This window comes from Phenylobacterium aquaticum (assembly GCF_022695515.1).
Taxonomy (GTDB): domain Bacteria; phylum Pseudomonadota; class Alphaproteobacteria; order Caulobacterales; family Caulobacteraceae; genus Phenylobacterium; species Phenylobacterium aquaticum.
In genome coordinates this window covers 308,373-332,635 of sequence record NZ_JALDPT010000001.1, presented here as the reverse complement: position 1 = coordinate 332,635, position 24,263 = coordinate 308,373, and the positions used below count along the sequence as shown (strand labels likewise).

The window sequence follows — 24,263 nt, the reverse complement described above, 5'->3', positions numbered from 1 at the left end:
TGCGCGCCCCGCCCGACTAGGCGCACCTTCTCAAGGTCACCGCGCACCTTGCAGGAGGCCTCGCGTGCTGGAGGTCGTGTCCATCGATAGGCTTGAGGCGGACGGGGCGTCCCCTTCGGATGCGCTGCTGACCCTGGTCGAAATGATCGAGGACCTGTCCGACGCTCGCACCGTCGAGCAGGTGGCGGCGGTGGTCCGCTCCTCGGCGCGGCGGATCAGCGGCGCGGACGGCGTGGCCTTCGTCCTGCGCGACGCGGGCCAGTGCTACTATCTCGACGAGGACGCCATCGCCCCGCTCTGGAAGGGGCGGAGGTTCCCGCTGGACGCCTGCGTCTCCGGCTGGGCCATGCTCAATCGACAGACCGCGGTGATCCCGGACATCTATCTCGACGATCGGGTGCCGCACGACGCCTACCGGCCCACCTTCGTGAAGAGCATGGTCATGACGCCGGTGCGGCCCAATGACCCCATCGCGGCCATCGGCGCCTACTGGGCCCAGCCGCGCCAGCCCTCGGCCGACGAGATCGCCAAGCTGCAGGTGATGGCGCGGGCCACCGCCGCAGCCCTGGACAGCGCCCTGATGCACGCCTCCCTGGTCGAGACCCTGGAGCGGCGGAAATTCCTGATGGCCGAGCTCGACCATCGCTGCAAGAACACGCTCGCCACCGTCCAGTCGATCGCCGACCAGACCCTCAGACGCTCGCCGTCCCCGCAGCATTTCGTGGACGCCTTCAACGGCCGGTTGGGCGCGCTCTCCAAGGCCCACGAACTGCTGACCCGCGAATCCTGGGGGCCGGCCGGCCTGCGGGAGATCCTGGGCCAGGCCCTGGAGCCGTTCGAGGGCCTGCACGACGGGCGGATCACGGTGACCGGACCGGATGTCCTGCTCGCGCCCGAGACCGCGGTGGCGGCCCAGATGACCTTTCACGAGCTCGCCGTGAACGCCGTCCGGCACGGCGCCCTGAGCGGGGAGGCGGGACGGCTGGCGGTCCGATGGTCGGTGGACCGGTCGCAGCCTGAGCGTAGCCTGGAATTCACCTGGACCGAGTCCGGCGGGCCGGCCCCGTCCGACGATCGACCGTCCGGCTTCGGCTCGCGGCTGATCGGCCAGGGCATCGCCCGGGAACTGAACGGTCGGGCCGAGATGACCTTTACGCCGGAAGGCTTCCGCTTTCACCTGGTGGCGCCGCTGTCGCCGCGCCTCGCCCTGGGCTAGCGCGCGTGCGGGTCCTGCTGGTCGAGGACGAGGCGCTGATCTCCATGATGATGGAGGATCTGCTGACCGAGCTGGGCTGCGAGGTGGTCGCCTCCTTCGGCGCCCTGCAGCCGGCCCTGGACTGGCTGGAGGCGCAGGCGATCCCGCCGGACGGCGCCGTGCTGGACATCAATCTGGGCGGCGGGGAGATGGTGTTCCCGCTGGCGAGCCGCCTGAAGGCGCTGGGCGTGCCCTTCGTGTTCGCCACCGGCTATGGCCGGCCGGGGGACGAGGACTTCGCCTTCGTCCCCCTGTTGCAGAAGCCCGTCGACCTGGGGACCCTCTGGCCCGTGATCCAGAGCTTCGGCCGCGCAGCCTAAGCCGCGGCGCTCGGACGGGCCTTCACGCGCTCGAACCAGGCCTTGATGTTCCCGGCCTCTTCCGGCAGCGGCTGGCCGACCATGGCCCCGAAGCCGAGGAAGCAGAACAGCAGGATGTCGGCCAGCGAGAACCGGCCCGGCACGATCCAGTCCCGGCCGGCGATCTGGCCGTCCAGCCACAGGATGCGGTCGCGGGCGATGGCCTTCAACTCGGCGGCGCCCTCGGCCCCCACCAGCTTCATGCGCGGCTCGAACATCGGCCGGCCCTCGGCGGCGCGGAAGCCGTTGGCCAGCGGCTCGCAGATGTTCAGGTCGATGCGGCGCGTCCACATGCGGGTCTCGGCGCGCTCTTCCGGCGTGGTCCCGATCAGGGACGGGGTGGGGTGCTTTTCCTCAAGGTACTCGCAGATGACGGTGATCTCGCTGATCACCGCGCCGTCGGCCAGCTCCAGGGCCGGGGTCTGGCCCGCCACATTGACCTTGTCCTGATAGGGCGGCTTGCGGTTCTCGCCGGCCCGCAGGTCGACATCCACCATGGGCAGGGTCAGGCCCTTCTCGGCGGCGAACATCCGCACGACGTGAGGGTTCGGTCCGACGGAATTGTAGAGTTTCATGGCGCAGCTCCCTGATCAGTTTCCTGCGACTTGTCGGGACGGGAGCGCGTGCGTCAAGCCGAACCCCGCGTCACCCGCCGCCCAATTCGAACCGGGCTTTGCGTCCCCGACGTCATGTTCCTAGGGTCGGGGCCAATGCTCCTGGGAGGTTGCGTCATGGCCGAAGAGCCGATCCTGTTGACCGACGATCCGGCGCCCCATGTGCGCCGCCTGACCCTCAATCGCCCCGCCAAGCGCAACGCGCTCTCCAACGCCCTGCGCGGCGAGATTTTCGCCGCCCTCGAGGCCGCCGACCGCGATCCCGAGGTCCGGGTCATCGTGCTGCGCGGGGCGGGGACCTGCTTTTCCTCGGGCTATGATCTCTCCAGCCTGGGCGAGCTGCCCTATTACACCGCCGGCGCCAGGGGCAGTGGGCGCGCCATGTGGTCGAGGGTTGCTTCCGCGTATGGGATCTCGCCAAGCCGGTGATCGCCCAGGTCCATGGCTGGTGTCTGGCCGGCGGCTCCGAGCTCGCGGTCGCCTGCGACCTCGTCTATGTCGCCGAGGACGCCCAGATCGGCTACCCGGCCGTGCGCACCATGAGCCCGCCGGACAACCAGTATCACGCCTGGATCGTCGGCATGCGCGCGGCCATGGAGCTGATGCTGACGGGAGACGCCTTTGACGGGCTGGAGGCCGTGCGCCTGGGCTTCGCCAACCGCGCCTTCAAGGCCGAGGCCCTGGAGGCGGAGGTCCTGGCCATGGCCGCCCGGATCGCCAAGGTCGACCCTGAACTGGCCCAACTCAACAAGCGTCTGGTCCATCGCCAGATGGAGGCCATGGGCCTGCGGGCGGGCCTGCGGGCCGGCACCGACCTGCACGCGCTGGGCTGGCACACGCCGGCCAGCCGCGCCTACATGGCCGAGCTGCGCCAGGGCGTGACCCAGGCCCTGCAGAGCCGCGACAGCGTCTTCAACGACTACCGCGCCGCCGACAAACCCAAGGACGCCTGACCATGACCCTCGACGAGATCAAGGCTCTCGCCACCCGCTTCTTCGACGCGATCGAGGCGGGCGACGCCGCCACCGTGGCCGACTGCTACGCCGACGACGTGGCCATCTGGCACAACACCGACCGCCAGATCGAGACCAAGGCCGACAACGTGAAGACCCTGTCGGGCTTCATCCGCCACATCCCCACCCGCCGCTACGAGGACCGCCGCCTGACCGTCTATCCCGGCGGCTTCGTCCAGCAGCACCTGCTGGTCGGGGTGCGGCCGGACGGCAAGCGGGTGGAGCTGCCGGCCTGCCTGGTCTGCGCCGTCGCCGACGGCCGGATCACCCGCCTGGACGAGTATTTCGACTCCGAGCAGGTCGCCGCCTGGTCGCGCTGATCTCGCGCCGCGCCCCCTCTTGCGGCCCGCCGCGCGCCGCCTAAATCTTCGACCGCCTGAAACTGCAAACGACAGGAGGTCATTGTGATTCATGTGATTTCCATCGCGCCGACCCCGGGCGGATGGCGGGTGCGCGTCGATGACGCCGACCTGCCCGGGCGCTTCGCCAGCGGCGCCGAGGCCGAGCGCGCGGCCCGGGCCGAGGCCGAGCGGCTCGCGGCCCTGGGCGAGCCGGCCAAGCTGCATGTGCACCTGCCCGACGGGACCCTGGCGGCCCGGTTTGTCCACGCGGTCCGCGCCGCGCCAGAGGCCTCGCCCGTGCTGTGGCGAAACCCGCCCGCGCGATCCGGGGCGCTGCAGCCGGCCTGAACCGTCATCACCGTGTGACCCGGGCGTGCGACCTGAGCGTCGCGCCCTTCGATTCGTGAGCACGACATGGATATCTCCTCCCATCTGGCGACGGGCCGCCGCGGCGGGTTCCGGCCGCCCCTCGACCACCTGCTTCGGCCGGTCATCGGCTTCAACCGGCCCCGCGACGTCCTGAAGGATCCCGACCTCGACCGGGACGAAAAGCGGGCCATCCTGTCCAGCTGGGCGTCCGACGCCTGCGCGGTCCCCGACCGGCCTACCCTGCGCCTGGCGCCGGGGGCCGAGACGCCGGTGCCGCTGCTTGAGGTGCTGGAGGCCCTGGCCCGCCTGGACGGGGCGCGCGCCGATGCGTGAGCTCGCCGCCAATACGCTCAAGACCCTGGCGGTCCTGACCCCGCTCGCCCTGGCGATCGCGGCCCTGGTCCTGGCGGTCCGGCCCTACTGACCGCGGGCCGGCTTTCCGCCTAAGCTCGGGGCATGAGCCAGATCCTGATCCGCCCCGCCGCTCCCGATGACGCCGCCCTGCTCGGCGTCATCGGTCCGGCGGCCTATGCCGAGGCCTATGCCTTCCTATGGGATCAGCCCGGCGCCTATGCGGCCCATCTGGCGACCTTCGGCGCGGAGGCCTTCGCCGCCGCCCTGGCCAGGCCCCGGACGCGGATCTGGATCGCCGAGGTCGACGGGGCGGCGGTCGGCTTCCTGCTGATGAATCTCGACACGCCCGACCCCGTGGCGGCGCGCCCCGGCGGGGCGGAGCTGGCGCGGATCTACCTGCTCGGCGTCGCCCGCGGGCGCGGTCTGGGCGAGCGGCTGCTGGAGGCGGCGATCGCGACGGCCCGTGCGGAGGGCGCCGCCTATGCCTGGCTCGACGCCATGGCCGCCGCCGACTGGGCGCGCGGCGCCTACGCCAAATGGGGGTTCCACGAGACCGGCCGCATCCGCTTCGAGAAGGGGACCCGGCCCGAGCTGTCGGACATGGTGGTCATGGTCCGCGCCCTGGACTGACCGCGGACCGCGGGGCGATCAGGCCGCGAGGCCGGTGCGGATATAGAGCAGGGCGCTGCCGCGGCTGTGGATCGCCGGGTGATCGCGGCCGGCGAAGGCCAGATGGAAATCGCCCTTGCGGACCGTCTCGCCGTCGACCTCGAACTCGCCTTCCAGCACCACGCATTCCTCAAGGCTCGCATGGCTGTGGGCGGCGAGCGTGGCGCCCGGCGCCATCCGGATCAGCACCGCCTGCCAGCCGCCGGCGGGATCGCGATGCAGGACGCGTCGGCTCACGCCCGGCGACAGGGGCTCCCACTCGCCGTCCTCCGCCCGGACGGTCAGGGTGGCGGGGCCCAGGGTCTCGTCGGCGATCCGGTCCCAGACCGCCGGCGGCGGGGCGATGGGGGCCAGCGGCGGAGTGAGGGCGGAGACCTCGGCCTCCCAGGCCTGGGCCGAGGCGGCGAAGGTCGGGGACGCCGCGATGCGCGCCCGGGCCGCGGCCTCGTCGAAGGCCTCGGGCGCGGGCTGGCCGGGCGTCGTCGGGCGCGAAGTCGTCATGTCTGGGCGCACGCCTTTCCTGAACCGCGAGGCCGGTGGGCCCCTATGCGACGTCGAGGCGCCGCCGTCACAAAGAGCGGCCAGAGCGGCGGCAGGTCAAGTCTGAGGCGCCGCACCGGTCTGGGGCCAACGCCGCTGCCCGGACGGCGTCGTCTCACCGGCGTGTCGCGGCGATGAAGGCGGCAAGGCCGGCCAGGGCGATCAGTCCGCCCAGGCCCCGGGTGAGTCCGCCCGGGATGCGGGGGCGGGCCATGCCGAGCCCAAGCCCGCCGGCCGCCAGGATATGGGGCAGATCGGCGGCCAGGTTCCGGGCCAGGCAGAGGCCGTGCAACCCGCCCAGGACGGCGACCGTCGCATAGGCCGCCCAGCTCGGTGCGGCGAGCCCCAGGCAGGTGGCGCTGCCCAGGATCAGGGTGGCGAGGGCGGCCCCGGCGTCCGGTCCGGGAATCCCCGCGTCCGACATCTTCATGAGCCCCCCCAGCAGCAGGGCGGCCAGATAGAGGCCGGGCAGGCGCCATCGGAACGGCGCGGGAAAGCCTGTGCTCCAGAGCCCCGCCGCCAGGAGCGGCGGCAGATCGGGCAGGCCGCCCAGGGCGGCGATCAGGCGCAGCGCCATGCCGGAGGGCGGAGACAGAAACATCAGGCTGGGGCGTCTCGCGATCAGAAGGGGGCTTTGGGCCATACCGGCGCACTGCGGAAATCAGATGCCTCGCCGCCCATGAAAGCGTCGCCAACGCATCCGCGGCGCGGCGCGCGCGTATCTTTTTCAACCTCCGACCGCTTCGGGTCGGATTGACATGGTAAAGAACATCATGTCAGTAATGGTGACATTAATGGTGTCCGCGACGGAGGTCTGCGGCGGCCTGATCGGGGGTGATCGGTGGTGGCGCGTCCCAAAATTCAGTCCGTCGAGTCCGCGGCGGCGTCCCTGGCGCCCGGCCTGGATCAGGTCGAACTCGCGGTCCTGTTGCTGCGCGTCGCGGGCCAGGACCGGGCGGCGTTCAAGCAGCTCTATGATGCGACGAGCCGCAGGCTGTTCGGCCTGGCTCTGCGGATGCTCAAGCGCCGCGATGTGGCCGAGGACGTCCTGCAGGACGCTTTCGTCCGGATCTGGCAGCACGCCGGCCGATATGACCCGGACCGGGGCGCGCCCATGCCCTGGCTCTGGCGGATCCTGCGCAACGCCGCGATCGACCGGCTGCGGCGCGACCAGGCCGATCACGCCGACATCGACGACTTCGCCGAACGGCTTTCGGCCCCCGAGGCGCCCCTCGACGCCCGCATCGACCTCTCCGGCGGGCTCGGCAAGCTGGGCGCCAAGAAGAGCCACGCCCTGAGCCTGGCCTTTGTCGAAGGCTATACCCACGAGGAGATCGCCGAGGAGCTGGCCGCGCCCCTGGGCACCGTGAAGTCCCAGCTACGCCGCAGCCTCGAACAGCTAAGGCGCCATCTGGAGGAGACCCCGGCGGTCGCCCGGGCCTGACCTCAGGCCTTGCCGGCGCGCAGGGCGGCAGCCTTCTGACGGGCGCCGCTCAGCATCAGGTCCACCGCGGCGGTCAGGGCGGCGCCGGCCTGGGCGGCGTCCAGCCCCCGGACATCCCGCAACAGCACGAAGGTCTCCGACACGGCCAGCGCGCCCATGGCGTCGGCCAGGCCTTCGCGTTCGGTCTTGGAGAGCTCCGGTAGTTCGGCGTCCACCAGCTCACGCACGATGGTGATCCGCTCCTGGGTCGTGGACTTGCGGAATTCGCGGCCTTCCGGCGACAGATAGAGCGACCGCACCACCGCCTCGTCGGCCTGCCAGGCGGCGAACACCCGCCGCACCGTCGCCATGTAGGTGTCCAGCGTCTTGGGCGCGTTGATCTCCTCGCCCCCTGAGCGCTGCAGGTGCCAGCGGAGGAAGGCGGCGATCATCTCGTCGCGGGTGCTGTAGTGGCGATAGACGGTGCGGTCCGTCACCTGGGCGGCGCGCGCCACGGCCAGTATGGTCACGGCCGACAGCCCGCCCTCGGCCAGGGTCGCGCCGACCGCCTCCATGATCAGTTCGGAGGTCTGGGCCTTCTGGCGGGTCCGCAGCGGACTGTTATAGGCCGGCCTGTCCGGGTCTTTATTCATGTCAGTATGTCTGACGCGAATATCCCAAGGCGTCAAGCGGTCAGCCCGACGCGGTGAAATTCCTCTCCCCCAGGCATCTGAAATCACGCGCCCCTGCGTAGGCGGGACAGGCGATGCGCGTTCGGCTCACCGCGCGCCGGCGTCGCCCGCCCCCGAGCATCCCGCTCCGAGGCCGATTTCCACCGAGGCAGGCCTTGCGTCGGTGCTCAAAAAGAGGGGCCCTTATGAGGCGTGTCACCTATTTCCTCGCCGCCCTGGCGCTGGGAGCGTCCGCGTCGGCGGCCGCCCAGGCGGCGGATCTCCCGTTCGAGAGCGGCAAGCTGCTGCTGACTGGCGGGGTCACCAATGTGGAGGGCGTCGGCGGCGGCGGCCTGGCCAACTGGGCGACCATCACCGGCTACGAGACCCGCGACGCCATCGGCGCCAATGTCCATGCGACCTATGTCGGTCTGAAGGACTACGACCTGCGCACCTACGGCGTCGGCGTCGGCTTCTATGATCGCGTCGAGCTGTCCTACGCCCGCCAGGAGTTCGACACCGGCTCCACCGGCGCCAAGCTCGGCCTCGGTCGCGGCTTCACCTTCAACCAGGACATCGTCGGCGTGAAGGTCAAGGTGGCCGGGGACGCGGTCTATGACCAGGACCGCTGGCTGCCGCAGATCGCCGTGGGCGCCGAGTTCAAGTCCAACGACAAGGGCGCGATCATCCACGCCGTCGGCGGCAAGAAGGACACCGGAGTCGACTACTATGTCTCGGCCACCAAGCTGGTGCTCGACAAGAGCCTGCTGCTGAACGGCACGGTGCGCATGACCAAGGCCAACCAGTACGGTCTGCTCGGCTTCGGCGGCGACAAGCACGACGACTATCGCCCGCAGTTCGAGGGCTCCGCGGCCTATCTGATCAGCAAGCGCCTGGCGGTCGGGGCCGAGGTCCGCACCAAGCCCGACAATCTGGGCTTCGCCAAGGAGACCCGCGCCTTCGACGTATTCGGCGCCTATGCGGTCAACAAGAACCTCTCGATGACGCTGGCCTATGTCGACCTCGGCGACATCGCCACCTTCAAGGACCAGCGCGGCGTCTACCTCTCGCTGCAAGCCGGCTTCTAGCCCTCAGGACATCTCCCATGACCAAGTTTCACACCGCCGCGCTTGCGGCGATCGCCACCCTCATGGCCGGGTCCGCCCTGGCCGAGCCCCAGCCCATGGCCAATCCCGCCGCGGGCGCCGAGCCCATCGTCGGGGACGCCACCTACAAGGCGTTCCATGAGAAGGAGGGGATCTCGCGGATCATGGCCGACTTCGTGCCGCGCATCACCACCGATCCCCGCATCAAGGCCCGCTTCGAGGGCGTGAACCTGATCCGCCTGCAGCTCATGCTGACCAATCAGGTCTGCTACCTGACCGGCGGTCCCTGCGAATATGGCGGCCGCGACATGAAGGAGGTGCACGCCTCCCTCGGCCTGACCAACCTCGACTTCAATGCGCTTGCCGAGGATTTGCAGCTGTCGATGGACAAGGAGGGCGTGCCCTTCACGGCCCAGAACCAGCTGGTCGCCAAGCTCGCGCCGATGCAGCGCGTCATCGTCACCAAGTAGGGGGGGGCATGGAACCGACCCATCCGACCCGCCGCCTGGTGATCCGCCGGGTGGCCGTGGCCTCGGCCGCGATTGGCGTGGCCGGCCTCGCCGCACCGGCGCTGGCCGACTCCATCAAGGTCTCCAAGGCCGACGTGAAGTACCAGTTCACGCCCCAGGGCGAGAACCGCTGCGGCGTCTGTTTCTACTTCGTCCCCGGCTCCAGTTCCGGCGCCCCCGGAACCTGCAAGGCGGTGGACGGGCCGATCCCCCAAAACGGCTGGTGCGTGCTCTTCGCGCACAAGAAATAGACGCCCCCGCTCGCGGCGCGGCCGAGCCCCCAAGGCCGCGCCGCGAGCCCCCAAACGCAAAACGCCCGGTCGCGAGACCGGGCGTTTCGTCTTGTCGAACCGGAGTTCGGTCTTAGGCGGCGACCGCCTTGACCAGGCTCTTGTTCAGGATGGTGATGGCCGCTTCGCGGTCGATGCGCTCGATCGCGGCGACTTCACGGGCCATACGGTCCAGAGCCGATTCGTACAGCTGACGCTCCGAATAGGACTGTTCCGGCTGATTCTCGGCGCGGTGCAGGTCGCGAACGACCTCGGCGATGGAGATCAGGTCGCCCGAATTGATCTTGGCTTCGTATTCCTGGGCGCGACGCGACCACATGGTGCGCTTCACGCGGGCGCGGCCCTTCAGAGTCGTCAGGGCCTGGCTGACCACATTGCCCTCGGCCAGCGACCGAAGACCGGCGCCGCGCGCCTTGGCGGTGGGAACGCGGAGGGTCATTTTCTCATGGTCGAAGGTGATGACATAGACTTCGAGCGAATAGCCGGCGACTTCCTGAGTTTCGATCCCCTGAACCTGCCCTACGCCATGGGCCGGATAGACCACGTGATCGCCAACCGAGAATTCCAGACCGCTCTTGCTCATTAGCTCAAGTCCTTTCGACCTCGTCCGGTCCGCCTACGCAACGCCTTGTCAACCCGGAGCTCCAAAGACAAAACCAGCCCCTCCGCAAGACCTGCGCGGCGCTGTTCGTTTGGAGAACGGAATAGACCTCTAAGACACCCTTCGCCTTTATGAGGCGTACGTCGGCCGGCAACGGCTCTTCTGCAAAAACGACAGGGCGCGCGTGCTCGCTTTCGCCATGTCAGTTAGAACACTAGCATAAAATTCAGCCGAATGAAAGGCTTGCCCCCGCGCAGACGCAGCGGAAGCTATCCCCGGTCAGGCAAGGCCTTGAGGCTCAGGAACCCGAACCGGGCTTCTCGCTGAAGTACTTTTCGAACTTGCCGGTCTCGCGCTCATACTGTTCGCGATCCGCCGGCGGCTCGCCCTTGACCGTGATGTTCGGCCAGATCTTGGCGTATTCGGAATTGATCCGCAGCCACTTGCCGTCCGGGTCGTCCTCGGTGTCGGGCTTGATGGCGTCGACGGGGCATTCCGGCTCGCAGACACCGCAGTCGATGCATTCGTCCGGATTGATCGCCAGGAAGTTCTCGCCCTCGTAGAAGCAGTCCACGGGACACACCTCCACGCAGTCCATGAACTTACATTTGATGCAGGCGTCCATGACGATGTAGGTCATCGCGGCGATCTTTCTCCGGGCGAAATCCCAAGGAAGGCGCGGGTTTTCACGGCGCCGGGCCGCGATGTCAAGGATCGCACGTCGCCGCACGCCGCAACTTATCTGCAAGGGCTGATAGGCGCGCCCGCCGGGAGGATTTCCGATGACACCCGTCATCCTGCGGGCGCCCAGTCCGCGCATGGCCGACGGCGAGCGCACCCATCTGGATCGTGCGCCCATCGACATGACCCTGGCCCACGCCCAGCACGCCGCCTATGGCGCGGCGCTCACCGCGGCGGGCGGACAGGTCCAGGTCCTGGCGGCCGATGAGGCCCTGGCCGACTGCGCCTTCGTCGAGGACGTGGCGGTCGTCCTGCCCGAGCTCAGCCTCGTCTGCCGTCCCGGCGCGCCGTCCCGCCGGCCCGAGGCCGCCCAGGTCGCGCCCTTCCTGCCGCCGGACCGGCCGCGACTCACCCTGGCGGCGGGAACCCTGGACGGCGGCGACGTGCTGGTGATCGGCCGCCGGATCTTCGTGGGACTTTCGACCCGCACTTCGCCCGAGGGGCTGCAGGCGTTCAAGGCCGTGGTCGCGCCGCATGGCTACGAGGTGATTGGCGTCCCGGTTCCAGGCGCCCTGCACCTGAAGACCGCCGCCACGGCCATCGCGCCCGACCGCCTGCTGGTCAATCCGGCCTGGGTCGAGCCGTCCGCCTTCGCAGGCTTCGCGATCTTGGAGGTGGACGAGGTCGAGCCCTTCGCCGCCAACACCCTGACCCTGGGCGACACCCTCTTCGTCCAGGTCGGCGCGCCCCGGACCCTGGAGCGCCTGGTCGCCGCGGGTTACGCGCCGGTCGAACTGGAGATCAGCGAATTCGCCAAGGCCGAGGCCGGCCTGACCTGCCTCAGCCTGATCGTCCCAGCCGTGGGATGAGGGCGCCGAGCCCCTTCCGCGTCGGCGCGGGGGCGGGCGTCAGCGTGATCACCCGCTCGGTCGCCGCCTCCACCGCCGCCCGCGAATAGACCAGCGGCGCGTACTGGCCCGACACCCACAGGGGGAAGAGGTCGCGATAGTGCGGACTGTTCGGGTCGCCGGACTGGCCAGGCGTATTGATCACCCGGCTGTTGTCCCAGCCGCCCACGTCCAGCACCATCCGGAACGAGGCGCCGGCGATCAGGTGGAAGTCGCCCTCCCGCCAGGTGGCAGCCATGGGCGACAGGGCCGTCCCGCCCATCGGCGCCGGGCCCGCGCTCATCGCCGCCCGTTCGGCCGCTCCGGCCAGGGGCGTCAGCGCGTGATGGAACTCCGCCACATGCAGCCGGCCCCAGCTCCAGGTGGTCAGGTCCGGCCCCATCCGGGTGGCCAGCTCGTCCAGGGCCGCGCTCAGGGAGGCGATCAGCACCGCATCGCGGGCGGCGGCCGGGTCGGCCCCCAGGGCGGCGTCCGGATGCTGCAGATAGGCGGTGACCGCGGCGATGTCCCCCTGGCCCAGCAGGGGCCGGACGGCAGCCGGCGCCGTGCGGGCGATCACCGCCGCGCCCAGGTGCTTGGTCGCCCAGGTCTCATAGATGACCGCCGCGGCGCTGTTGGCCTCGGTCCGCAGGTTCCAGGCGCGCAGCAGCTTCAGCGCCTCGTTCAGCCGCCGGTCCTCGCTGGTGAGCGGGGCCAGCAGGGCGATCAGCGGCCGGGCGCTGACATCGGTGGGATCGGTCTGCAAGGCCATGGCGTCGGCGACGCTGACCTTGGGATTGGCCGCCAGAACCTCGCTGATCCGATTGAGCCGCGCGGCGTTGCTCCATTCGAAGCCCACCTTGCGCACGGCGACCGGATAGCCGTCGGGCAGGTTGATGGCGTTGGCGGTGGCGATCCAGCCCTGGTCGGGATCGGCGGCGCTGGGCAGCTCGTCGGCCTTGAGGAATCCCGCCCACTCATAGCGCCCGTCCCCGGGCACGGGCGTCAGGCCGTCCCAGTTCGGCCGGCGCGGCACGCGGCCCGCCGCGACCCAGCCGATATGGCCAGCGGTGTCGGCATAGACCTGGTTCTCCGACGGCGCGCCCCAGTGGTCGAGCGAGGCCTTGAACGCCGCCCAGCTCTTGGCGCCCATGTATCCGGTCGAGCCGAAATAGGCGCTGGTCCCCGGCGCGCTCCACACCGTGCGCAGGGCGAAGGCGCGGCGCTTGTCGGGGCTGTCATGGATCACCGGCCCGTGGCGGGTGAACTTCAGGACGATGGTGCGCGGCTGGGCCTCGCCCTTGACCGCCAGGGTCTCGCGCACGGTGCGCATCCGCTCCCAGCCCTGGCCATAGCGATAGAGGTCCGGGTCCTTCGGGCTGGTCTCATAGACATAGAGATCCTCCTGGTCGGCCGGGAAGATGGTCAGGCCGAAGGCCGAGGTCTCGTTATGGCCGATCGAGACGCCGGGCAGGGCGGGCTCGCCGGCCCCGATCACCGAGAAGCCGGGCGCCTCCAGCTGCACGATGTAGCGCAGGGAGGGCGCGCTGTGCTCGCGGTGCGGGTCATTGGCCAGGATCGGCCGACCCGTCGCCGTATGGCTGCCGGCGATGGTCCAGTTGTTGGAGCCGACCGCCTCGGGCGGCAGGTCCAGCGCCGCGCGCTTCTCCGGCGGGCCAGCGAACTTCACGCCGGCCGTGCCGCGCTGATAGTCGTCGAGCACATCGGCGGGGATGTCGCAGGGATCGAGGCCCTCGGGGATCTTCGTCGTCCAGGCGGGCTCGATGTTCTTGTAGAGCTTGGCCGCCTCCAGCCCGCCGGCGCAGGCGATGCGGGCCCGGCCCACCTCATTGGGGACATTGCGGGTCAGGCCGTGGCTGCGGATCCGCACCACATCCTGCGCCGACCACAGGTCCGGCTGGCTGCCGGCGATCCTGAACTCCATGGGCAGGGGCCGGGTCCCGGCGCGGATCTCGCCGACATAGGCGTTGATCCCGGCGACGAAGGCCTCGGTGGAGGCTCGCGCATCGGGGCCATAGCTCGTCCACTCGGTCTTCATGTCCCCGCGGTAGAGGAACAGCCGCGCCGCCCGGTCCTGGGCGACATAGTCCGGCCCGAAATCCTTGGCCAGCAGCCCCAGGCCCCGCTTGCGCCACAGGTCCACCTGCCACAGCCGGTCGCGGGCGACATTGTAGCCCTGGAGGAAAAAGGCGTCGCGGACGCTACCGGCGTAGATGTGGGGGATGCCCCAGCGGTCGACCCGGATCTCGGCGGGCTTCTCCAGCCCCGCCACCGCGTGAGCCTCCGTGGCCGGCGCGGCGAGCGCCCGGCTCGCGGCCACGGCCAGAGTGAAGGCGATCAGCCCCAGGCGCTTCATGTGGTTTCCCCCGTTTTGCGGCCATGGTGGACCGCGCGGGGCGAGGGGCCAAGGGCGTGTTCAACGCGGTTGGGAAATCCAGGCGTCCAAGGCGGAGACCAAGGCCGGCAGCTGCTCGGTCACGGCGCGCCAGATCAGTTCGTGATCAAGACCGTCCTCGTACCAATGCGAGGCCAGATCCCGAAAGCCCTTGGGACCTGCCCATCGGACGTGTGGCTCGATCTCCGTCAAAGTGGCGTTAGGAATGTCCTTGAGAGCCTCACCAAACCGGATCAGCAGCCGCTCAATGGCAAGCTGGCGCTCAAGGTTGGCGAGATAAGTCTCCTGAGTGTCGCCCGCGACCAGCTCCAAGGCCTGGCGGCCGGCGCCCGCCGCCGCCTTGGCCGCGCCCTCGACACTGCGGGCGCGCCCGCCGCGCGGCTCAGAAGACACGGATCAGGTCCGGCTCCACTTGCGTACGGAACGCGGCGGCCCGCTTTAGCCCGCCGTGGTGGTGCAGGTCGGTCGGTGCGCCCAGGATTTCCCGGCAGAGCGCTTTGACCTGCACGAGATCGAAGATTGAGAAATGTGGGTCTGCGGACTCCATCAGGAGGTCCACATCGCTATCGGCGCCGGCTTGGTCGCGCGCCACCGATCCGAACAGGAACAGTTCGGATACGCCGGCGTCCCTCAGCTGGGGTTGGCGATCGCGAAGGCGTTTGAGGGCGTCATCCCGGCGCATGAGAAGAGGTTAGCATAGTCGTGGAATGAGTTCACCGGGGCCTTAGCCCTCCAGCGCCGAGTACAGCCCCCGCGCTTCCGCCGGCGGGCCGCGGCGCTCGCCCATCGCCTCGACCGTCACCGCGATCAATCGGCCGCCGACCGCGAAGACCAGGCGGTCGCCGACCTTCACCGGCCGCGCGCACTTGTCGAGGCGGCTCTCCTGGCCGGAGCGCGTCAGGCGCACCTTGCCCTCGTCCACGAACTTGGCGGCGAGGCTGCGGGTCTTGAAGAACCGCGCGCGCCACAGCCACACATCCGCGCGGCAGGCGTCTTCGCTCATGGAAGGCTCATCCAAGTAAGCCCCTCCCCCTTGCGGGGAGGGGTTGGGGTGGGGGTGTCAGCTCCGCGTCCGCCGAATTCGAGCGGTGGCGCTATCCCAATCCCCCATCGCCGGCGCTGACACCCCCACACCCTACCCTCTCCCCGCAAGGGGGAGAGGACCGCCCCATTCGGCGAGGCCGCTGTCCAAATGCCGCTCATGCGCTCACCGCGGGCTTGCGGGGCGGACGCCGGCGGCGCTTGGGTCGGCGGGCCTGAAGGGGCGCGGGCGGGGGAGGCGGCGGGGTCTTCAGGGCCGCCAGGGCCGCGAAGGGCGAGGCCGGCGCGACGCGGTCGCGCGCGGGCTCCGGCTTCTCATTGCGCCGCCGCCACGCCGTGGGTTCGCCGGGGGCGGCCTTGGCGGCGGGGGCGAAGTTCAACGCCTTGAGGATCTCGCGGGTCTCGACCTCGCTCCAGCCCAGGCTTTCGCGCGCCTGATCCGTCAGCAGCATGGCCTGGCCCTGCCTGGGCGCGGCGCGCATCAGCTCGTCGAGCTTCTCCAGCGCCTCGACCCGCACCGCATGGCGGCCCACCGCGCGCAGACCGAAGGCCGCCAGCTGGGCGGCGCTGGGCGGCGGATCGGGCAGGGCGGAGACCCGGTCGATCGGCGGCCGCCAGGCCTTGCCGACGATCCCTTGGGCGAAGCTCATGGCCGGCGGCTTCAACAGGGCCGGCAGGTAGATCGAGAAGGCGCCCAGGCGCACGCCGAGCCCTTTGAGCATCCGCCGCTCGGGCTGGCTCAGCGCCTTGGCCTCGGCGCGCACCGCGGCGCGGTCCAGCACCCCGCCCGCCTCGATCAGCCGATAGGCGAGGCCGCGCGCCAGGCCCTTGATCTGGCCGTCGGCCACGGCGGCGTCCAGCCGCTTGAGGGCCGCCAGCCGTCGGCCCGCCTCGGCCGCGAGGAAGGCTTCGATGCGCCGGGCGGCCCGCTCCCGGGCGGCGGCGTGGCCCAACTCGCCATAGAGCCGGACCCTGGGCGCGAAGCTGGTCCCGCCGCTCAGCGCCGCAGTCGCCTCGCCGCGCCACAGCACCTGGCCGTCACGGGTCAGCTTGAAGGCGCTGTCGGGCTCGGCCGCCAGCTGGCCCAGCCGCTTGACGATCTCCGGTCCCACCGCGGCGATGGCCGCGGCGCGCAGGGCCTTTTCCTCCAGCAGCGTCGCGCCCTTGGCCGGGGCGAAGGCCACGCCCCTGAGCCGGCCCACGGCCTGGCCCTCGACCGTGACCTGGCCGTCGTCGGCGACCCCCGCCAGGATGTCCTGGCGCACCCGCAGGGCCCGCATCAGGGCGCTGGTCCGCCGGTCGACGAACCGGGCCATCAGCTTCTCGTGCAGGGTGTCGGACAGCCGGTCCTCCAGGGCCCGGGTCCGGGCCTGCCAGCCGGCCGCGTCGCTCAGCCAGTCGGGCCGGTTGGCGGCGTAGGCCAGGGTCCGGACATTGGCGAGGCGATTGGACAGGGTGTCGATCTCGCCGTCCGTGCGGTCCAGGTACTTGATCTGGCCTTCCATCCAATCGGCCGGGATGCGTCGGTCGCGCCGGGTGAGGAAGCCGAACAGGTCGCGCAGCAACCGGACGTGCTCCTCGTGGCTGGTCTTGCGGAAGTCCGGCGTCTGGCAGACGTCCCACAGCCGCATGAGGGCCTGGCGGTCGCGGCAGCGGTCGGCGATCTCCGGCTCGGCGGCCAGCTGGCGCAGGGTGATCTCGTCCAGCGCCTCAGCCGACAGGGTCAGGCCCAGCCGCTGCGGCGGCCTGGCGAGGGACGCCATCAGGTTCGGCAAATTGGAGAAGTCCAGATTGGCGTTGCGCCACTCGGCCGCGGCCACCGGCTCGAACTGATGCTCCTGGACCGCCTGGACCAGGTCCTCGTCCATCTCGTCGCAGTCGCCGGTGACGCCGAAGGTGCCGTCGGTGCGGAAGCGGCCGGCCCGGCCGGCGATCTGGCCCACCTCCTGCGGATGCAGGAACCGGGTGCGCTTGCCGTCGAACTTGCGCAGGCCCGCAAAGGCCACATGGTCGACGTCCATGTTCAGACCCATGCCGATGGCGTCGGTGGCCACCAGGAAGTCGACCTCGCCGGACTGGTAGAGGGCGACCTGGGCGTTGCGGGTGCGGGGGCTCAAGCTCCCCATCACCACGGCGGCGCCGCCGCGCTGGCGACGGATCAACTCGGCGATGGCGTAGACCTGGTCGGCGGAGAAGGCGACCACCGCGCTGCGCGGCGGCAGGCGGGTCAGCTTCTTGGACCCGGCATAGGTTAGGTTCGAGAACCGTTCGCGGCTGACGATCTCGGCGTCCGGCAGCAGCCGGCGCACCAGGGGCGCCATGGTCGCCGCCCCCATCAGCATGGTCTCGTACTTGCCCCGCGCATGCAGCAGCCGGTGGGTGAAGACGTGGCCGCGCTCCGGGTCGGCGCAGAGCTGGATCTCGTCCACTGCCAGGAACTCGACCTCGCGCGACAGCGGCATGGCCTCGACGGTGCAGACGAAATAGACGGCCCTGGGCGGGACGATCTTCTCCTCGCCGGTGATCAGGGCGACCCGCGTCGCCCCGCGCGCCTTGACCACCCGGTCATAGATCTCGCGCGCCAAGAGCCGCAAAGGCAGGCCGATCATGCCGGAGGCGTGGCCCAGCATGCGCTCGACCGCCAGGTGGGTCTTGCCGGTGTTGGTCGGCCCCAGCACCGCCACCAGACGGGGCGGGGCCGCGCCGGTCGGGCGATGGCTCATGCTTGCGAAAGTGGGGCGGGAATCGCGGCGGGGCAAGCGGCCCCGGCGCGTCAAATGGGCTGCGGCGCCCGAATGCGGCTATTCGCCGGGCGGCGCGCCGGCCAGGGCGGCGAAGGCGGCGTGGAAGGCCTCGTCCGGAACCAGCTCGGGGGTCAGGAAGCGCTGGAACAGCAGGCCCTCGGTCAGGGCGTGGATCACGCAGACCAGGAGGTCGGCGGGCATGGGCAGGCCGCCCTCGTCGGCCACCGCTCTCAGCCAGGAGGCGCCGGCGGCGAAGTTCTGCGCCGTCACCTCCCGCACCCGGGCGCGGATCTGCTCATGGGTCAGGGCATAGGCCATGCCGGTCAGCCGGCCATAGGCCGCGTCCTGGCGCTCGGGAATCGCCGCGATCGTCGCCTCGGACAGGGCCCGCATCTTCTCGGCGAAGCTCGAGCCCGTGCGGATCACCGGCTTGATCGGCGCCCAATGGACCTCGGTGAGGGCCATGAACAGGTCCTCCCGGTTCTTGAAGTTGCCGTAGATCGCCCCGCTGGTCATGCCGGCGCGCTTGGCCACGGCGTCCAGCGTCGTCCGCTCATAGCCCTGCTCGCGGATCAGCTCTCGGGCCGCCGCCAGCAGGGCGGCGCGGGTGCGGGCGCGCTTGTCGCCCTTGGGCCGGGTGAGGGAAGCCTGGGTCATCGGCGCGGAATCTAGGTCATTGCTAATTTTATAGGAAGACTATTTTATAGAGAAAATATTTTCGGGAACGGAACATGGACGCCATCGCCAAGGCCATCGAGGCCTATGTGGACGCCGACGAACTGGCCGGCGCTGTGACCCTGGTCTGGCGGGATGGCAAGGTCGCCCAGGACTGCGCCGTCGGCTGGCGGGACATGGACGCCACCGCCCTGATGACCCGCGACACCATCTTCCGCATCGCCTCAATGACCAAGCCGGTCACCTCGGTCGCGGCCCTGATGCTGATGGAGGAAGGCAAGTTCGCCCTCGACGACCCGATCTCGCGCTGGGCGCCGGAATTCGCCGACATGCGGGTGCTGCGCCATCCAGACGCGCCGCTGGACGAGACCGACCCCGCGGCCCGCGACATCACCTTTCGGGACCTGCTGACCCATCGCTCGGGCCTGACCTATGGCGACATGCACACCGGGCCGATCCTGGCGGCCTATCGCGCGGCGCTGGGCTGGGACATCGACAGCGACGTCGCGCCCGACGCCTGGATCGCCGCCCTCGCCGCCCTGCCGCTGATCGACCAGCCGGGCGCGGGCTTCCACTATGGCCATTCCACGGACCTGCTGGGCCTGCTGATCGGCCGGATCGAGGGGACCTCCCTCGGCGAGGTGCTGCAGCGCCGGATCTTCCAGCCCTTGGGCATGAAGGACACCGGCTTCATGGTCCCGCCGGACCGCTGGGGCCGCCGCGCGCGGATGTACGGCTTCGACCCCGCCGGCCGGATCATCGCCCGCGACGCCCTGGACAAGGTCTGCCTGGCCGAGCGGCCCGCCGACCTGGCCTATGAGTCCGGCGGCCAGGGCCTGTGGTCGACCGCCGACGACTATCTGGCCTTCGCCCGGCTGTTCGTCGGCGACGGCGCGGTCGATGGCGTGCGTCTGCTCAAGCCCGAGACCCTGGCGCTGATGACCTCAAACCAGCTGACCGAAGACCAGCGCGCCCGCGCCGAGACTTTCGGCATGCCGCTGTTCACCGCCCACGGCTTCGGCCTGGGTCTGGCGGTGGTGCTCGATCCGGACAAGGCCGCCGCCACCCGCTGCAAGGGCGGGGTCGGCACGGTCGGCTGGCCAGGGGCCTTCGGGGGCTGGTGGCAATCCGATCCCACCGATGGCACGGTCATGGTCTTCCTGGCCCACAATCGGTTCGAGCCGGAGCAACTGGCCCAGGGCATCGGCCTGAGCGTCTATGGCGCGATCACCCAGTTCCACGGGCTCGCCACCGCCCTGCCGCGCTGATCGCCCCACCGGTCTGCAACCGGCCCTTGCGCTCCGCCCCCGCTGGCCTAGCGTACCCGCCGTCAGTTTCAGTGGGAGTGGACGACATGGCTTCTGGTGCAGGGATGATGGGGCGGCGCGGCCTGTTGCAGGGCGCGGCCGCGGGGAGCGCCATGATGGCGCTGGGCGGCGCCGCCTGGGCCAAGGGGCCGGATCTCAAGCCATTCAAGGCCGAGATCGAGAAGCGCCACGACGAGGCGGTCGCCCGCCTGCAGAACTGGATCCGCCAGCCCTCCATCGCCGCCGAGAACCGCGGCATGGAAGAGGGCTGCAAGCTCACCATGGAGATGCTGAAGGACGCCGGCTTCCAGACGGCGACTCGCATGCCCACCGACGGCCAGCCGGGCATCTTCGCGACCCTCGACGCTGGCGCGCCGCGCACGGTCGGCATGTACTTCATGTACGACGTGAAGCAGGTGAACCCCGCCGAGTGGATCTCCCCGCCCTTCGACGCGAACCTCGTGGACAAGCCCGGCTTCGGCAAGGTCATCATCGGCCGCGGCGCGGTGAACCAGAAGGGCCCCGAGGCCACCTTCCTGGCCGCCCTGCACGCCATCCGCGGGGCCGGCAAGAAGCTGCCGGTCAACCTCGTCCTGGTGGCGGAAGGCGAGGAGGAAATCGCCTCGCCGCACTTCCCGCAGGTGGTGCGCCAGCCCCAGGTGCTGCAGGCGCTCTCCAAGTGCGGCCAGGTCTGGATGCCCATGGCCGGCCAGGACCCGGACGGCTCGGTCAGCATCAATCTGGGCGCCAAGGGGGTGGTCGAGCTGGAGCTGGTCTCCAGCGGCGCGAAGTGGGGCAGGGGACCGAGCAACGATCTGCATTCCAGCTACAAGGCGGCGCTGGACAGCCCGGCCTGGCGCCTCGTGCAGGCGCTCACCACACTGGTGTCCGCGGACGGAAATGACCCGGTCATCGACGGATGGTTCGAGCATGTGAAGCCGCTCACCCCGCGCCAGAAGGAGCTCATCGCCCAGGCCGTCGCGGCCCAGGACGAGAAGGAAGTCATGAAGCAGATGGGGGTCCAGCACTGGGTGCGCGACCTGCCCTATCTCGACGCCATGGAGCGCCTGGCGTCGCAGCCCACCGTGAACATCGAGGGCCTGGTGGCCGGCTATACGGGCGTGGGCGGCAAGACCATCCTGCCCGGCCGGGCGGTGGCCAAGCTGGACCTGCGGATCGTCCCCGACCAGACCGCCGCCGACTGCATCGCCAAGCTGAAGGCGCACCTGGCCAAACGCGGGTTCGGCGATATCGAGGTCAATGTCTCAGGCGGCTATGATCCCACCCAGACCGAGGAGTCATCGAGCCTGATCCAGTCGGAGCTGGCGGTCTATCGCCGCCGCGGCCTGAAGCCCCTGATGAACCCGCGGCTCGCCGGCTCCTGGCCCGGCTACATCTTCACCGGCGCGCCGGTGTCCAAGCCCGCCGGCCACTTCGGTCTGGGCCACGGCTCCGGAGCCCACGCCCCCAACGAGTACTATGTGATCGAGAGCTCCAACCCGAAGGTCGAGGGCATCGACGGGGCGACGCTCTCCTACATCGAGTTCCTCTACGCCCTGGCCTCGGCTTCCTAGGCCTCCAGCAGGTCCAGCAGCTCGGCGACGCAGAGCGCCGAGTTGCGGGCCGCGAGCGCGGCCATCTCCGGATAGGTGAGGTGGCTGTCCTCGCCGGCCAGGTCCGACAGGGTGCGGATCACATAGAGCGGGGCGCCCCAGTCCTCGGCGACCTGGAAGACGGCGCCCGATTCCATGTCCATGGCGTCGGCGGCCAGGTCCGCATGCAGGGCGTCGCGGGTGTCGCGGCAGTTCAGGAAATAGTCCGCGGTGGCGATGGCGCCCAACCGCACCTGGGCGGGCAGCAAGGGCGCGACCCGGTCCCGCAAGGCCTCCAGCCGCCCGCGCACCGCCTCATCCACCGCATGCAGTTCGGTCAGGGCCGGCGCCCCGATCGGGATCAGGCCGGAACGGGTGGGGGTGAAGGCGCGCTGCGCCATCAGGCCGAAATCGTGGATGCCCAGCCGTTCGCCCAGCAGGACGTCGCCCACCTTCAGGCCGGGGTTCACGCCGCCGGCCACGCCCGCGAACACCAGGACATCAGCCTGCACCACCGCCAGCAGCAGGGTGGCGGCGGCCGCCGCATTGACCTTGCCGATCCCGCTGAGCGCCAGCGCGAAAGGCCGGCCGGCATGGTCGCCGGTCCAGACCTCGGTCGGCCCATACCGCTGCGGCTCAGGGGCGGTCTGCAGACGCGCGCGCAGGGCGTCGCGCTCTTCAGGGGTGGCGCAGAGGATGCCGTACAACAGGACGCTCCGGATCGGCGGGGGCCCAGGCTAGGGCCTCCGCCGATCCGTATCCAGGGGCCTTTCGGCCGTACGCCTCAGCCCATCTTGGCGGCGGCGATATAGTTGTCGATCACCTGGTCCAGCACGGTCAGCGGGGTGCCGCCGGCCAACAGGCCCGCATCGTGGAACTTGCGGATGTCGAACTTGCGCCCCAGGGCCTTCTTCGCCCGCTCGCGGGCGTTCAGCCAGGTGATCTTGCCGACCATGTAGCTGGAGGCCTGGCCCGGCCAGACGCAGTAGCGTTCGATCTCGGTGATCGAGCCGGCTTCCGAATCCCCGATGGTGTCGATGTAGAACTTCAGCGCCTGCTCGCGGCTCCACTTCTTGTGGTGCATGCCTGAGTCGACCACCAGGCGGACGGCGCGGAACAGGGCGTCGTGGATCATGCCGATGTGGCCCAGCACGTCCTTCTCATACATGCCCATCTCGACCGCCAGGTTCTCGGCGTAGAGCGCCCAGCCTTCGCTGTAGCCCGAGAAGCCGATCACCTTGCGGATCAGCGGCAGGTCGCCGGCCTCGTTGTTCAGCGACAGCTGCAGATGGTGGCCGGGAATCCCCTCGTGATAGGTGAGGGTGGGCAGGGTCCAGCTGGGGTTCTCGGCGGTGTCGCGCAGGTTGATCCAGTAGATGCCCGGCCGCTTTCCATCGAGCGACGGCGAATTGTAGTAGCCGCCCGGCGCGCCGGCCTCGATGGCCTTGGGCACCCGGCGGATCTCCAGCGGGGCCTTGGGCAGCTGGCCGAAATACTTGGGCAGCTTGGCCGAGATGACCTTCACCTGCTCGTTCAGATGGGCCAGCAGCTGCTCCTTGCCCTCGTCGGTGTTGGCGTAGTGCTGCTTGGGGTCGTCATACATGGCGCGATAGCGCTCGCCGACGCTGCCCTTGGTGTAGCCGGCCTTCTTCATCAGCACGTCGGCCTCGGCCGACAGGCTCTTGCACAGGTCCATGCCCAGCTTGTGGACCTCGTCCGGGGTGATGTTTGAGGTCGTGTAGTTGCGCAGCGAGGTCGCGTAATACTCGTCGCCGTTCGGCAGGCGCCAGCAGCCGGCCTCGTGGGTGGCCTTGGCGCGCAGGCTCTTCAGCAGCTCGGCCTGGCGGGCCAGCGCCGGGCGCACCTTCTCGGCGTAGAGGCCCTGGGCCTGGGTCGACCAGTCGCCGTCGATCTTCTTCTCGGCCGTGCGGCGGACCAGGCTCTTGACCACCGGCGCGTCGGCCGCGGCATAGGCCAGGAACGCGTTCATCTGGGTCAGGGCCTTGTCGATGACGAAGTCCGGCGGCGTGACGCCCAGACCCACGTCATGGCGGACCAGTTCGGCCTCCTGGTCCATCAGCCGGCCGAAGGCCTCCAGGCGCGACATATAGGCGTCGGCGTCTTCCTTGGTCTCGATGACGTGCTGGTTGTCCAGGAAGTCCGGCATCTGCTGATAGGAGCCGGTCAGCTGCGACAGCGCATAGGGCGCGCCGGAGCCCTGGCCGCCATAATTGAACTTGCGGTTGCCCTCGTCCTGGACGTCCAGGGTGAATAGGACGGTGTCGTAATTGACCGCGTCCATGCCGGTCAGCTGCTTGCGATCGATGGCCTTCAGCTCGGCGAGCTGGCGGGCGTTGATTTCCTTGTTCTCGGCGATGGCGGTCAGCGAATTGTCCGACAGCTCCGACTTGGTCCAGGCCAGCACGCCCTTGTCGATGCCCAGATAGGTCGGCAGTTCGGGCGAGCGGCGGAAGGCCTCGGCCATCGACCGGTCGAACATGGCGTACATCTTGGCGGCCTCGCCGGTCGGCGCGGCGGCGGCCATGGCCAGCCGCGGCGCGGCGGCGGCGGCCCCGAAGGCTGTGGCGGTGGCGAGTAGGTTTCTACGGCTCAGCATGGCGAGGGTCCCCCTGGAATTGTGATGTAACAGGCTATGGCCCTGTTACCGAGACCGCCAGAGAGGGTGGCGTTAATTCGTCGTAACTCAGGCCGCGGACCGACGCGCCCCCGACATGAATGCAACGAAGGCGATGCGGCGTCGCGGAGCCGCATGCGAGCTGATTCAAGATTGAAACAGGTTTCAACG

29 protein-coding genes are annotated in these 24,263 nt (G+C 69.9%); 15 read left to right on the top strand and 14 right to left on the bottom strand.

Annotated elements, in window-relative coordinates:
- Positions 1-64: 64 nt before the first annotated feature.
- Positions 65-1,216: a sensor histidine kinase gene (locus tag MQH10_RS01560; RefSeq protein ID WP_242562315.1), complete on the top strand. Its 1,152-nt coding sequence runs from the start codon at positions 65-67 to the stop codon at positions 1,214-1,216.
- A gap of 5 nt (positions 1,217-1,221) precedes the next feature.
- A complete protein-coding gene (locus MQH10_RS01555) occupies positions 1,222-1,575 on the top strand; it encodes a response regulator (RefSeq protein WP_242562314.1) in 354 nt (117 codons plus the stop codon).
- Here the strand turns inward: MQH10_RS01555 and MQH10_RS01550 are convergent.
- Positions 1,572-2,189 (bottom strand): glutathione S-transferase family protein, encoded by a 618-nt coding sequence (locus MQH10_RS01550; RefSeq protein ID WP_242562313.1) that lies wholly within the window; start codon positions 2,187-2,189, stop codon positions 1,572-1,574. The genes MQH10_RS01555 and MQH10_RS01550 overlap by 4 nt on opposite strands.
- Positions 2,190-2,345: 156 nt before the next feature.
- Between MQH10_RS01550 and MQH10_RS01545 the strand changes: the two genes are divergently transcribed.
- From MQH10_RS01545 to MQH10_RS01520, 6 genes are all read left to right on the top strand, one after another.
- The gene (locus MQH10_RS01545; RefSeq protein ID WP_242562312.1) at positions 2,346-2,657 is read left to right on the top strand and encodes an enoyl-CoA hydratase-related protein; all 312 of its coding nucleotides are present in this window, start codon (positions 2,346-2,348) and stop codon (positions 2,655-2,657) included.
- Complete coding sequence (locus tag MQH10_RS01540; RefSeq protein WP_242562311.1) at positions 2,612-3,181, top strand: enoyl-CoA hydratase-related protein; 570 nt, start codon at positions 2,612-2,614, stop codon at positions 3,179-3,181. The genes MQH10_RS01545 and MQH10_RS01540 overlap by 46 nt, the downstream gene beginning before the upstream one ends.
- A gap of 2 nt (positions 3,182-3,183) precedes the next feature.
- Entirely contained in the window at positions 3,184-3,561 is a 378-nt protein-coding gene (locus tag MQH10_RS01535) for a nuclear transport factor 2 family protein (protein WP_242562310.1), read from the top strand.
- A gap of 84 nt (positions 3,562-3,645) precedes the next feature.
- On the top strand, positions 3,646-3,930 hold the full coding sequence (locus tag MQH10_RS01530; RefSeq protein WP_242562309.1) for a DUF2188 domain-containing protein: 285 nt from the start codon (positions 3,646-3,648) through the stop codon (positions 3,928-3,930).
- A 66-nt stretch (positions 3,931-3,996) separates the two neighbouring features.
- A complete protein-coding gene (locus tag MQH10_RS01525; RefSeq protein ID WP_242562308.1) occupies positions 3,997-4,284 on the top strand; it encodes a hypothetical protein in 288 nt (95 codons plus the stop codon).
- Positions 4,285-4,407: 123 nt separating this feature from the next.
- Complete coding sequence (locus MQH10_RS01520; RefSeq protein WP_242562307.1) at positions 4,408-4,935, top strand: GNAT family N-acetyltransferase; 528 nt, start codon at positions 4,408-4,410, stop codon at positions 4,933-4,935.
- Between the two features lie 18 nt (positions 4,936-4,953).
- Here MQH10_RS01520 and MQH10_RS01515 read toward each other — a convergent pair whose 3' ends face one another.
- A complete protein-coding gene (locus MQH10_RS01515) occupies positions 4,954-5,475 on the bottom strand; it encodes a cupin domain-containing protein (protein ID WP_242562306.1) in 522 nt (173 codons plus the stop codon).
- A 154-nt stretch (positions 5,476-5,629) separates the two neighbouring features.
- On the bottom strand, positions 5,630-6,115 hold the full coding sequence (locus tag MQH10_RS01510; RefSeq protein ID WP_242562305.1) for a HupE/UreJ family protein: 486 nt from the start codon (positions 6,113-6,115) through the stop codon (positions 5,630-5,632).
- Between the two features lie 243 nt (positions 6,116-6,358).
- On the opposite strand from MQH10_RS01510, the gene MQH10_RS01505 reads away from it, so the two are divergent.
- On the top strand, positions 6,359-6,958 hold the full coding sequence (locus tag MQH10_RS01505) for an RNA polymerase sigma factor (RefSeq protein WP_242562304.1): 600 nt from the start codon (positions 6,359-6,361) through the stop codon (positions 6,956-6,958).
- Between the two features lie 2 nt (positions 6,959-6,960).
- Here MQH10_RS01505 and MQH10_RS01500 read toward each other — a convergent pair whose 3' ends face one another.
- On the bottom strand, positions 6,961-7,590 hold the full coding sequence (locus MQH10_RS01500; protein ID WP_242562303.1) for a TetR/AcrR family transcriptional regulator: 630 nt from the start codon (positions 7,588-7,590) through the stop codon (positions 6,961-6,963).
- Positions 7,591-7,814: 224 nt separating this feature from the next.
- Between MQH10_RS01500 and MQH10_RS01495 the strand changes: the two genes are divergently transcribed.
- The 3 genes from MQH10_RS01495 to MQH10_RS01485 are packed head-to-tail and all read left to right on the top strand — an operon-like array spanning position 7,815 to position 9,474.
- Entirely contained in the window at positions 7,815-8,696 is an 882-nt protein-coding gene (locus MQH10_RS01495) for a DUF3034 family protein (RefSeq protein WP_242562302.1), read from the top strand.
- Between the two features lie 17 nt (positions 8,697-8,713).
- Positions 8,714-9,184: a group I truncated hemoglobin gene (locus tag MQH10_RS01490; RefSeq protein ID WP_242562301.1), complete on the top strand. Its 471-nt coding sequence runs from the start codon at positions 8,714-8,716 to the stop codon at positions 9,182-9,184.
- 8 nt (positions 9,185-9,192) lie between these two features.
- Entirely contained in the window at positions 9,193-9,474 is a 282-nt protein-coding gene (locus tag MQH10_RS01485) for a hypothetical protein (protein ID WP_242562300.1), read from the top strand.
- A gap of 112 nt (positions 9,475-9,586) precedes the next feature.
- Here the strand turns inward: MQH10_RS01485 and MQH10_RS01480 are convergent, their stop codons facing one another.
- Positions 9,587-10,096, bottom strand: a complete 510-nt coding sequence (locus tag MQH10_RS01480; protein ID WP_242562299.1) for a CarD family transcriptional regulator — start codon at positions 10,094-10,096, stop codon at positions 9,587-9,589.
- A gap of 316 nt (positions 10,097-10,412) precedes the next feature.
- A complete protein-coding gene (fdxA, locus tag MQH10_RS01475) occupies positions 10,413-10,754 on the bottom strand; it encodes a ferredoxin FdxA (RefSeq protein WP_242562298.1) in 342 nt (113 codons plus the stop codon).
- A gap of 142 nt (positions 10,755-10,896) precedes the next feature.
- On the opposite strand from fdxA, the gene MQH10_RS01470 reads away from it, so the two are divergent.
- A complete protein-coding gene (locus tag MQH10_RS01470; protein ID WP_242562297.1) occupies positions 10,897-11,664 on the top strand; it encodes a dimethylarginine dimethylaminohydrolase family protein in 768 nt (255 codons plus the stop codon).
- Here the strand turns inward: MQH10_RS01470 and MQH10_RS01465 are convergent.
- From MQH10_RS01465 to MQH10_RS01440, 6 genes are all read right to left on the bottom strand, one after another.
- Positions 11,636-14,059 carry a penicillin acylase family protein gene (locus tag MQH10_RS01465; protein WP_242562296.1) on the bottom strand — a complete coding sequence of 808 codons (2,424 nt, stop codon included), beginning with the start codon at positions 14,057-14,059 and terminating at the stop codon, positions 11,636-11,638. The genes MQH10_RS01470 and MQH10_RS01465 overlap by 29 nt on opposite strands.
- 60 nt (positions 14,060-14,119) lie before the next feature.
- Positions 14,120-14,491: a HepT-like ribonuclease domain-containing protein gene (locus tag MQH10_RS01460; RefSeq protein ID WP_242562295.1), complete on the bottom strand. Its 372-nt coding sequence runs from the start codon at positions 14,489-14,491 to the stop codon at positions 14,120-14,122.
- Positions 14,481-14,780 carry a nucleotidyltransferase family protein gene (locus MQH10_RS01455; RefSeq protein ID WP_242562294.1) on the bottom strand — a complete coding sequence of 100 codons (300 nt, stop codon included), beginning with the start codon at positions 14,778-14,780 and terminating at the stop codon, positions 14,481-14,483. Before MQH10_RS01455 ends, MQH10_RS01460 begins: the two co-directional genes overlap by 11 nt.
- 42 nt (positions 14,781-14,822) lie before the next feature.
- Entirely contained in the window at positions 14,823-15,101 is a 279-nt protein-coding gene (locus MQH10_RS01450) for an RNA-binding S4 domain-containing protein (protein ID WP_242562293.1), read from the bottom strand.
- A gap of 196 nt (positions 15,102-15,297) precedes the next feature.
- Positions 15,298-17,862, bottom strand: coding sequence for a helicase-related protein (locus tag MQH10_RS01445; RefSeq protein WP_242562292.1), 2,565 nt, complete (start codon positions 17,860-17,862; stop codon positions 15,298-15,300).
- A gap of 78 nt (positions 17,863-17,940) precedes the next feature.
- Positions 17,941-18,540, bottom strand: a complete 600-nt coding sequence (locus tag MQH10_RS01440) for a TetR/AcrR family transcriptional regulator (protein ID WP_242562291.1) — start codon at positions 18,538-18,540, stop codon at positions 17,941-17,943.
- A 74-nt stretch (positions 18,541-18,614) separates the two neighbouring features.
- On the opposite strand from MQH10_RS01440, the gene MQH10_RS01435 reads away from it, so the two are divergent.
- Together MQH10_RS01435 and MQH10_RS01430 are read left to right on the top strand one after the other, a co-directional pair.
- Complete coding sequence (locus tag MQH10_RS01435) at positions 18,615-19,826, top strand: serine hydrolase domain-containing protein (RefSeq protein ID WP_242562290.1); 1,212 nt, start codon at positions 18,615-18,617, stop codon at positions 19,824-19,826.
- An 86-nt stretch (positions 19,827-19,912) separates the two neighbouring features.
- Entirely contained in the window at positions 19,913-21,439 is a 1,527-nt protein-coding gene (locus MQH10_RS01430; protein ID WP_242562289.1) for a M20/M25/M40 family metallo-hydrolase, read from the top strand.
- Here the strand turns inward: MQH10_RS01430 and mtnN are convergent.
- A complete protein-coding gene (mtnN, locus tag MQH10_RS01425; protein ID WP_242562288.1) occupies positions 21,436-22,164 on the bottom strand; it encodes a 5'-methylthioadenosine/S-adenosylhomocysteine nucleosidase in 729 nt (242 codons plus the stop codon). The two genes, MQH10_RS01430 and mtnN, sit on opposite strands and share 4 nt — an antisense overlap.
- A 77-nt stretch (positions 22,165-22,241) precedes the next feature.
- Positions 22,242-24,074, bottom strand: coding sequence for a DUF885 domain-containing protein (locus MQH10_RS01420; RefSeq protein WP_242562287.1), 1,833 nt, complete (start codon positions 24,072-24,074; stop codon positions 22,242-22,244).
- Between the last annotated feature and the right edge of the window lie 189 nt (positions 24,075-24,263).

Excerpts from the sequence above, each read along its gene's own strand:
- MQH10_RS01550 (WP_242562313.1), bottom strand. The coding sequence starts at position 2,189 with ATGAAACTCTACAATTCCGTCGGACCGAACCCTCACGTCGTGCGGATG.
- MQH10_RS01545 (WP_242562312.1), top strand. The coding sequence starts at position 2,346 with ATGGCCGAAGAGCCGATCCTGTTGACCGACGATCCGGCGCCCCATGTG.
- MQH10_RS01535 (WP_242562310.1), top strand. The coding sequence starts at position 3,184 with ATGACCCTCGACGAGATCAAGGCTCTCGCCACCCGCTTCTTCGACGCG.
- MQH10_RS01525 (WP_242562308.1), top strand. The coding sequence starts at position 3,997 with ATGGATATCTCCTCCCATCTGGCGACGGGCCGCCGCGGCGGGTTCCGG.
- MQH10_RS01520 (WP_242562307.1), top strand. The coding sequence starts at position 4,408 with ATGAGCCAGATCCTGATCCGCCCCGCCGCTCCCGATGACGCCGCCCTG.
- MQH10_RS01515 (WP_242562306.1), bottom strand. The coding sequence starts at position 5,475 with ATGACGACTTCGCGCCCGACGACGCCCGGCCAGCCCGCGCCCGAGGCC.
- MQH10_RS01510 (WP_242562305.1), bottom strand. The coding sequence starts at position 6,115 with ATGTTTCTGTCTCCGCCCTCCGGCATGGCGCTGCGCCTGATCGCCGCC.
- MQH10_RS01500 (WP_242562303.1), bottom strand. The coding sequence starts at position 7,590 with ATGAATAAAGACCCGGACAGGCCGGCCTATAACAGTCCGCTGCGGACC.
- MQH10_RS01495 (WP_242562302.1), top strand. The coding sequence starts at position 7,815 with ATGAGGCGTGTCACCTATTTCCTCGCCGCCCTGGCGCTGGGAGCGTCC.
- MQH10_RS01490 (WP_242562301.1), top strand. The coding sequence starts at position 8,714 with ATGACCAAGTTTCACACCGCCGCGCTTGCGGCGATCGCCACCCTCATG.
- MQH10_RS01485 (WP_242562300.1), top strand. The coding sequence starts at position 9,193 with ATGGAACCGACCCATCCGACCCGCCGCCTGGTGATCCGCCGGGTGGCC.
- MQH10_RS01480 (WP_242562299.1), bottom strand. The coding sequence starts at position 10,096 with ATGAGCAAGAGCGGTCTGGAATTCTCGGTTGGCGATCACGTGGTCTAT.
- fdxA (WP_242562298.1), bottom strand. The coding sequence starts at position 10,754 with ATGACCTACATCGTCATGGACGCCTGCATCAAATGTAAGTTCATGGAC.
- MQH10_RS01470 (WP_242562297.1), top strand. The coding sequence starts at position 10,897 with ATGACACCCGTCATCCTGCGGGCGCCCAGTCCGCGCATGGCCGACGGC.
- MQH10_RS01465 (WP_242562296.1), bottom strand. The coding sequence starts at position 14,059 with ATGAAGCGCCTGGGGCTGATCGCCTTCACTCTGGCCGTGGCCGCGAGC.
- MQH10_RS01455 (WP_242562294.1), bottom strand. The coding sequence starts at position 14,780 with ATGCGCCGGGATGACGCCCTCAAACGCCTTCGCGATCGCCAACCCCAG.
- MQH10_RS01450 (WP_242562293.1), bottom strand. The coding sequence starts at position 15,101 with ATGAGCGAAGACGCCTGCCGCGCGGATGTGTGGCTGTGGCGCGCGCGG.
- MQH10_RS01445 (WP_242562292.1), bottom strand. The coding sequence starts at position 17,862 with ATGAGCCATCGCCCGACCGGCGCGGCCCCGCCCCGTCTGGTGGCGGTG.
- MQH10_RS01440 (WP_242562291.1), bottom strand. The coding sequence starts at position 18,540 with ATGACCCAGGCTTCCCTCACCCGGCCCAAGGGCGACAAGCGCGCCCGC.
- MQH10_RS01435 (WP_242562290.1), top strand. The coding sequence starts at position 18,615 with ATGGACGCCATCGCCAAGGCCATCGAGGCCTATGTGGACGCCGACGAA.
- MQH10_RS01430 (WP_242562289.1), top strand. The coding sequence starts at position 19,913 with ATGGCTTCTGGTGCAGGGATGATGGGGCGGCGCGGCCTGTTGCAGGGC.
- MQH10_RS01420 (WP_242562287.1), bottom strand. The coding sequence starts at position 24,074 with ATGCTGAGCCGTAGAAACCTACTCGCCACCGCCACAGCCTTCGGGGCC.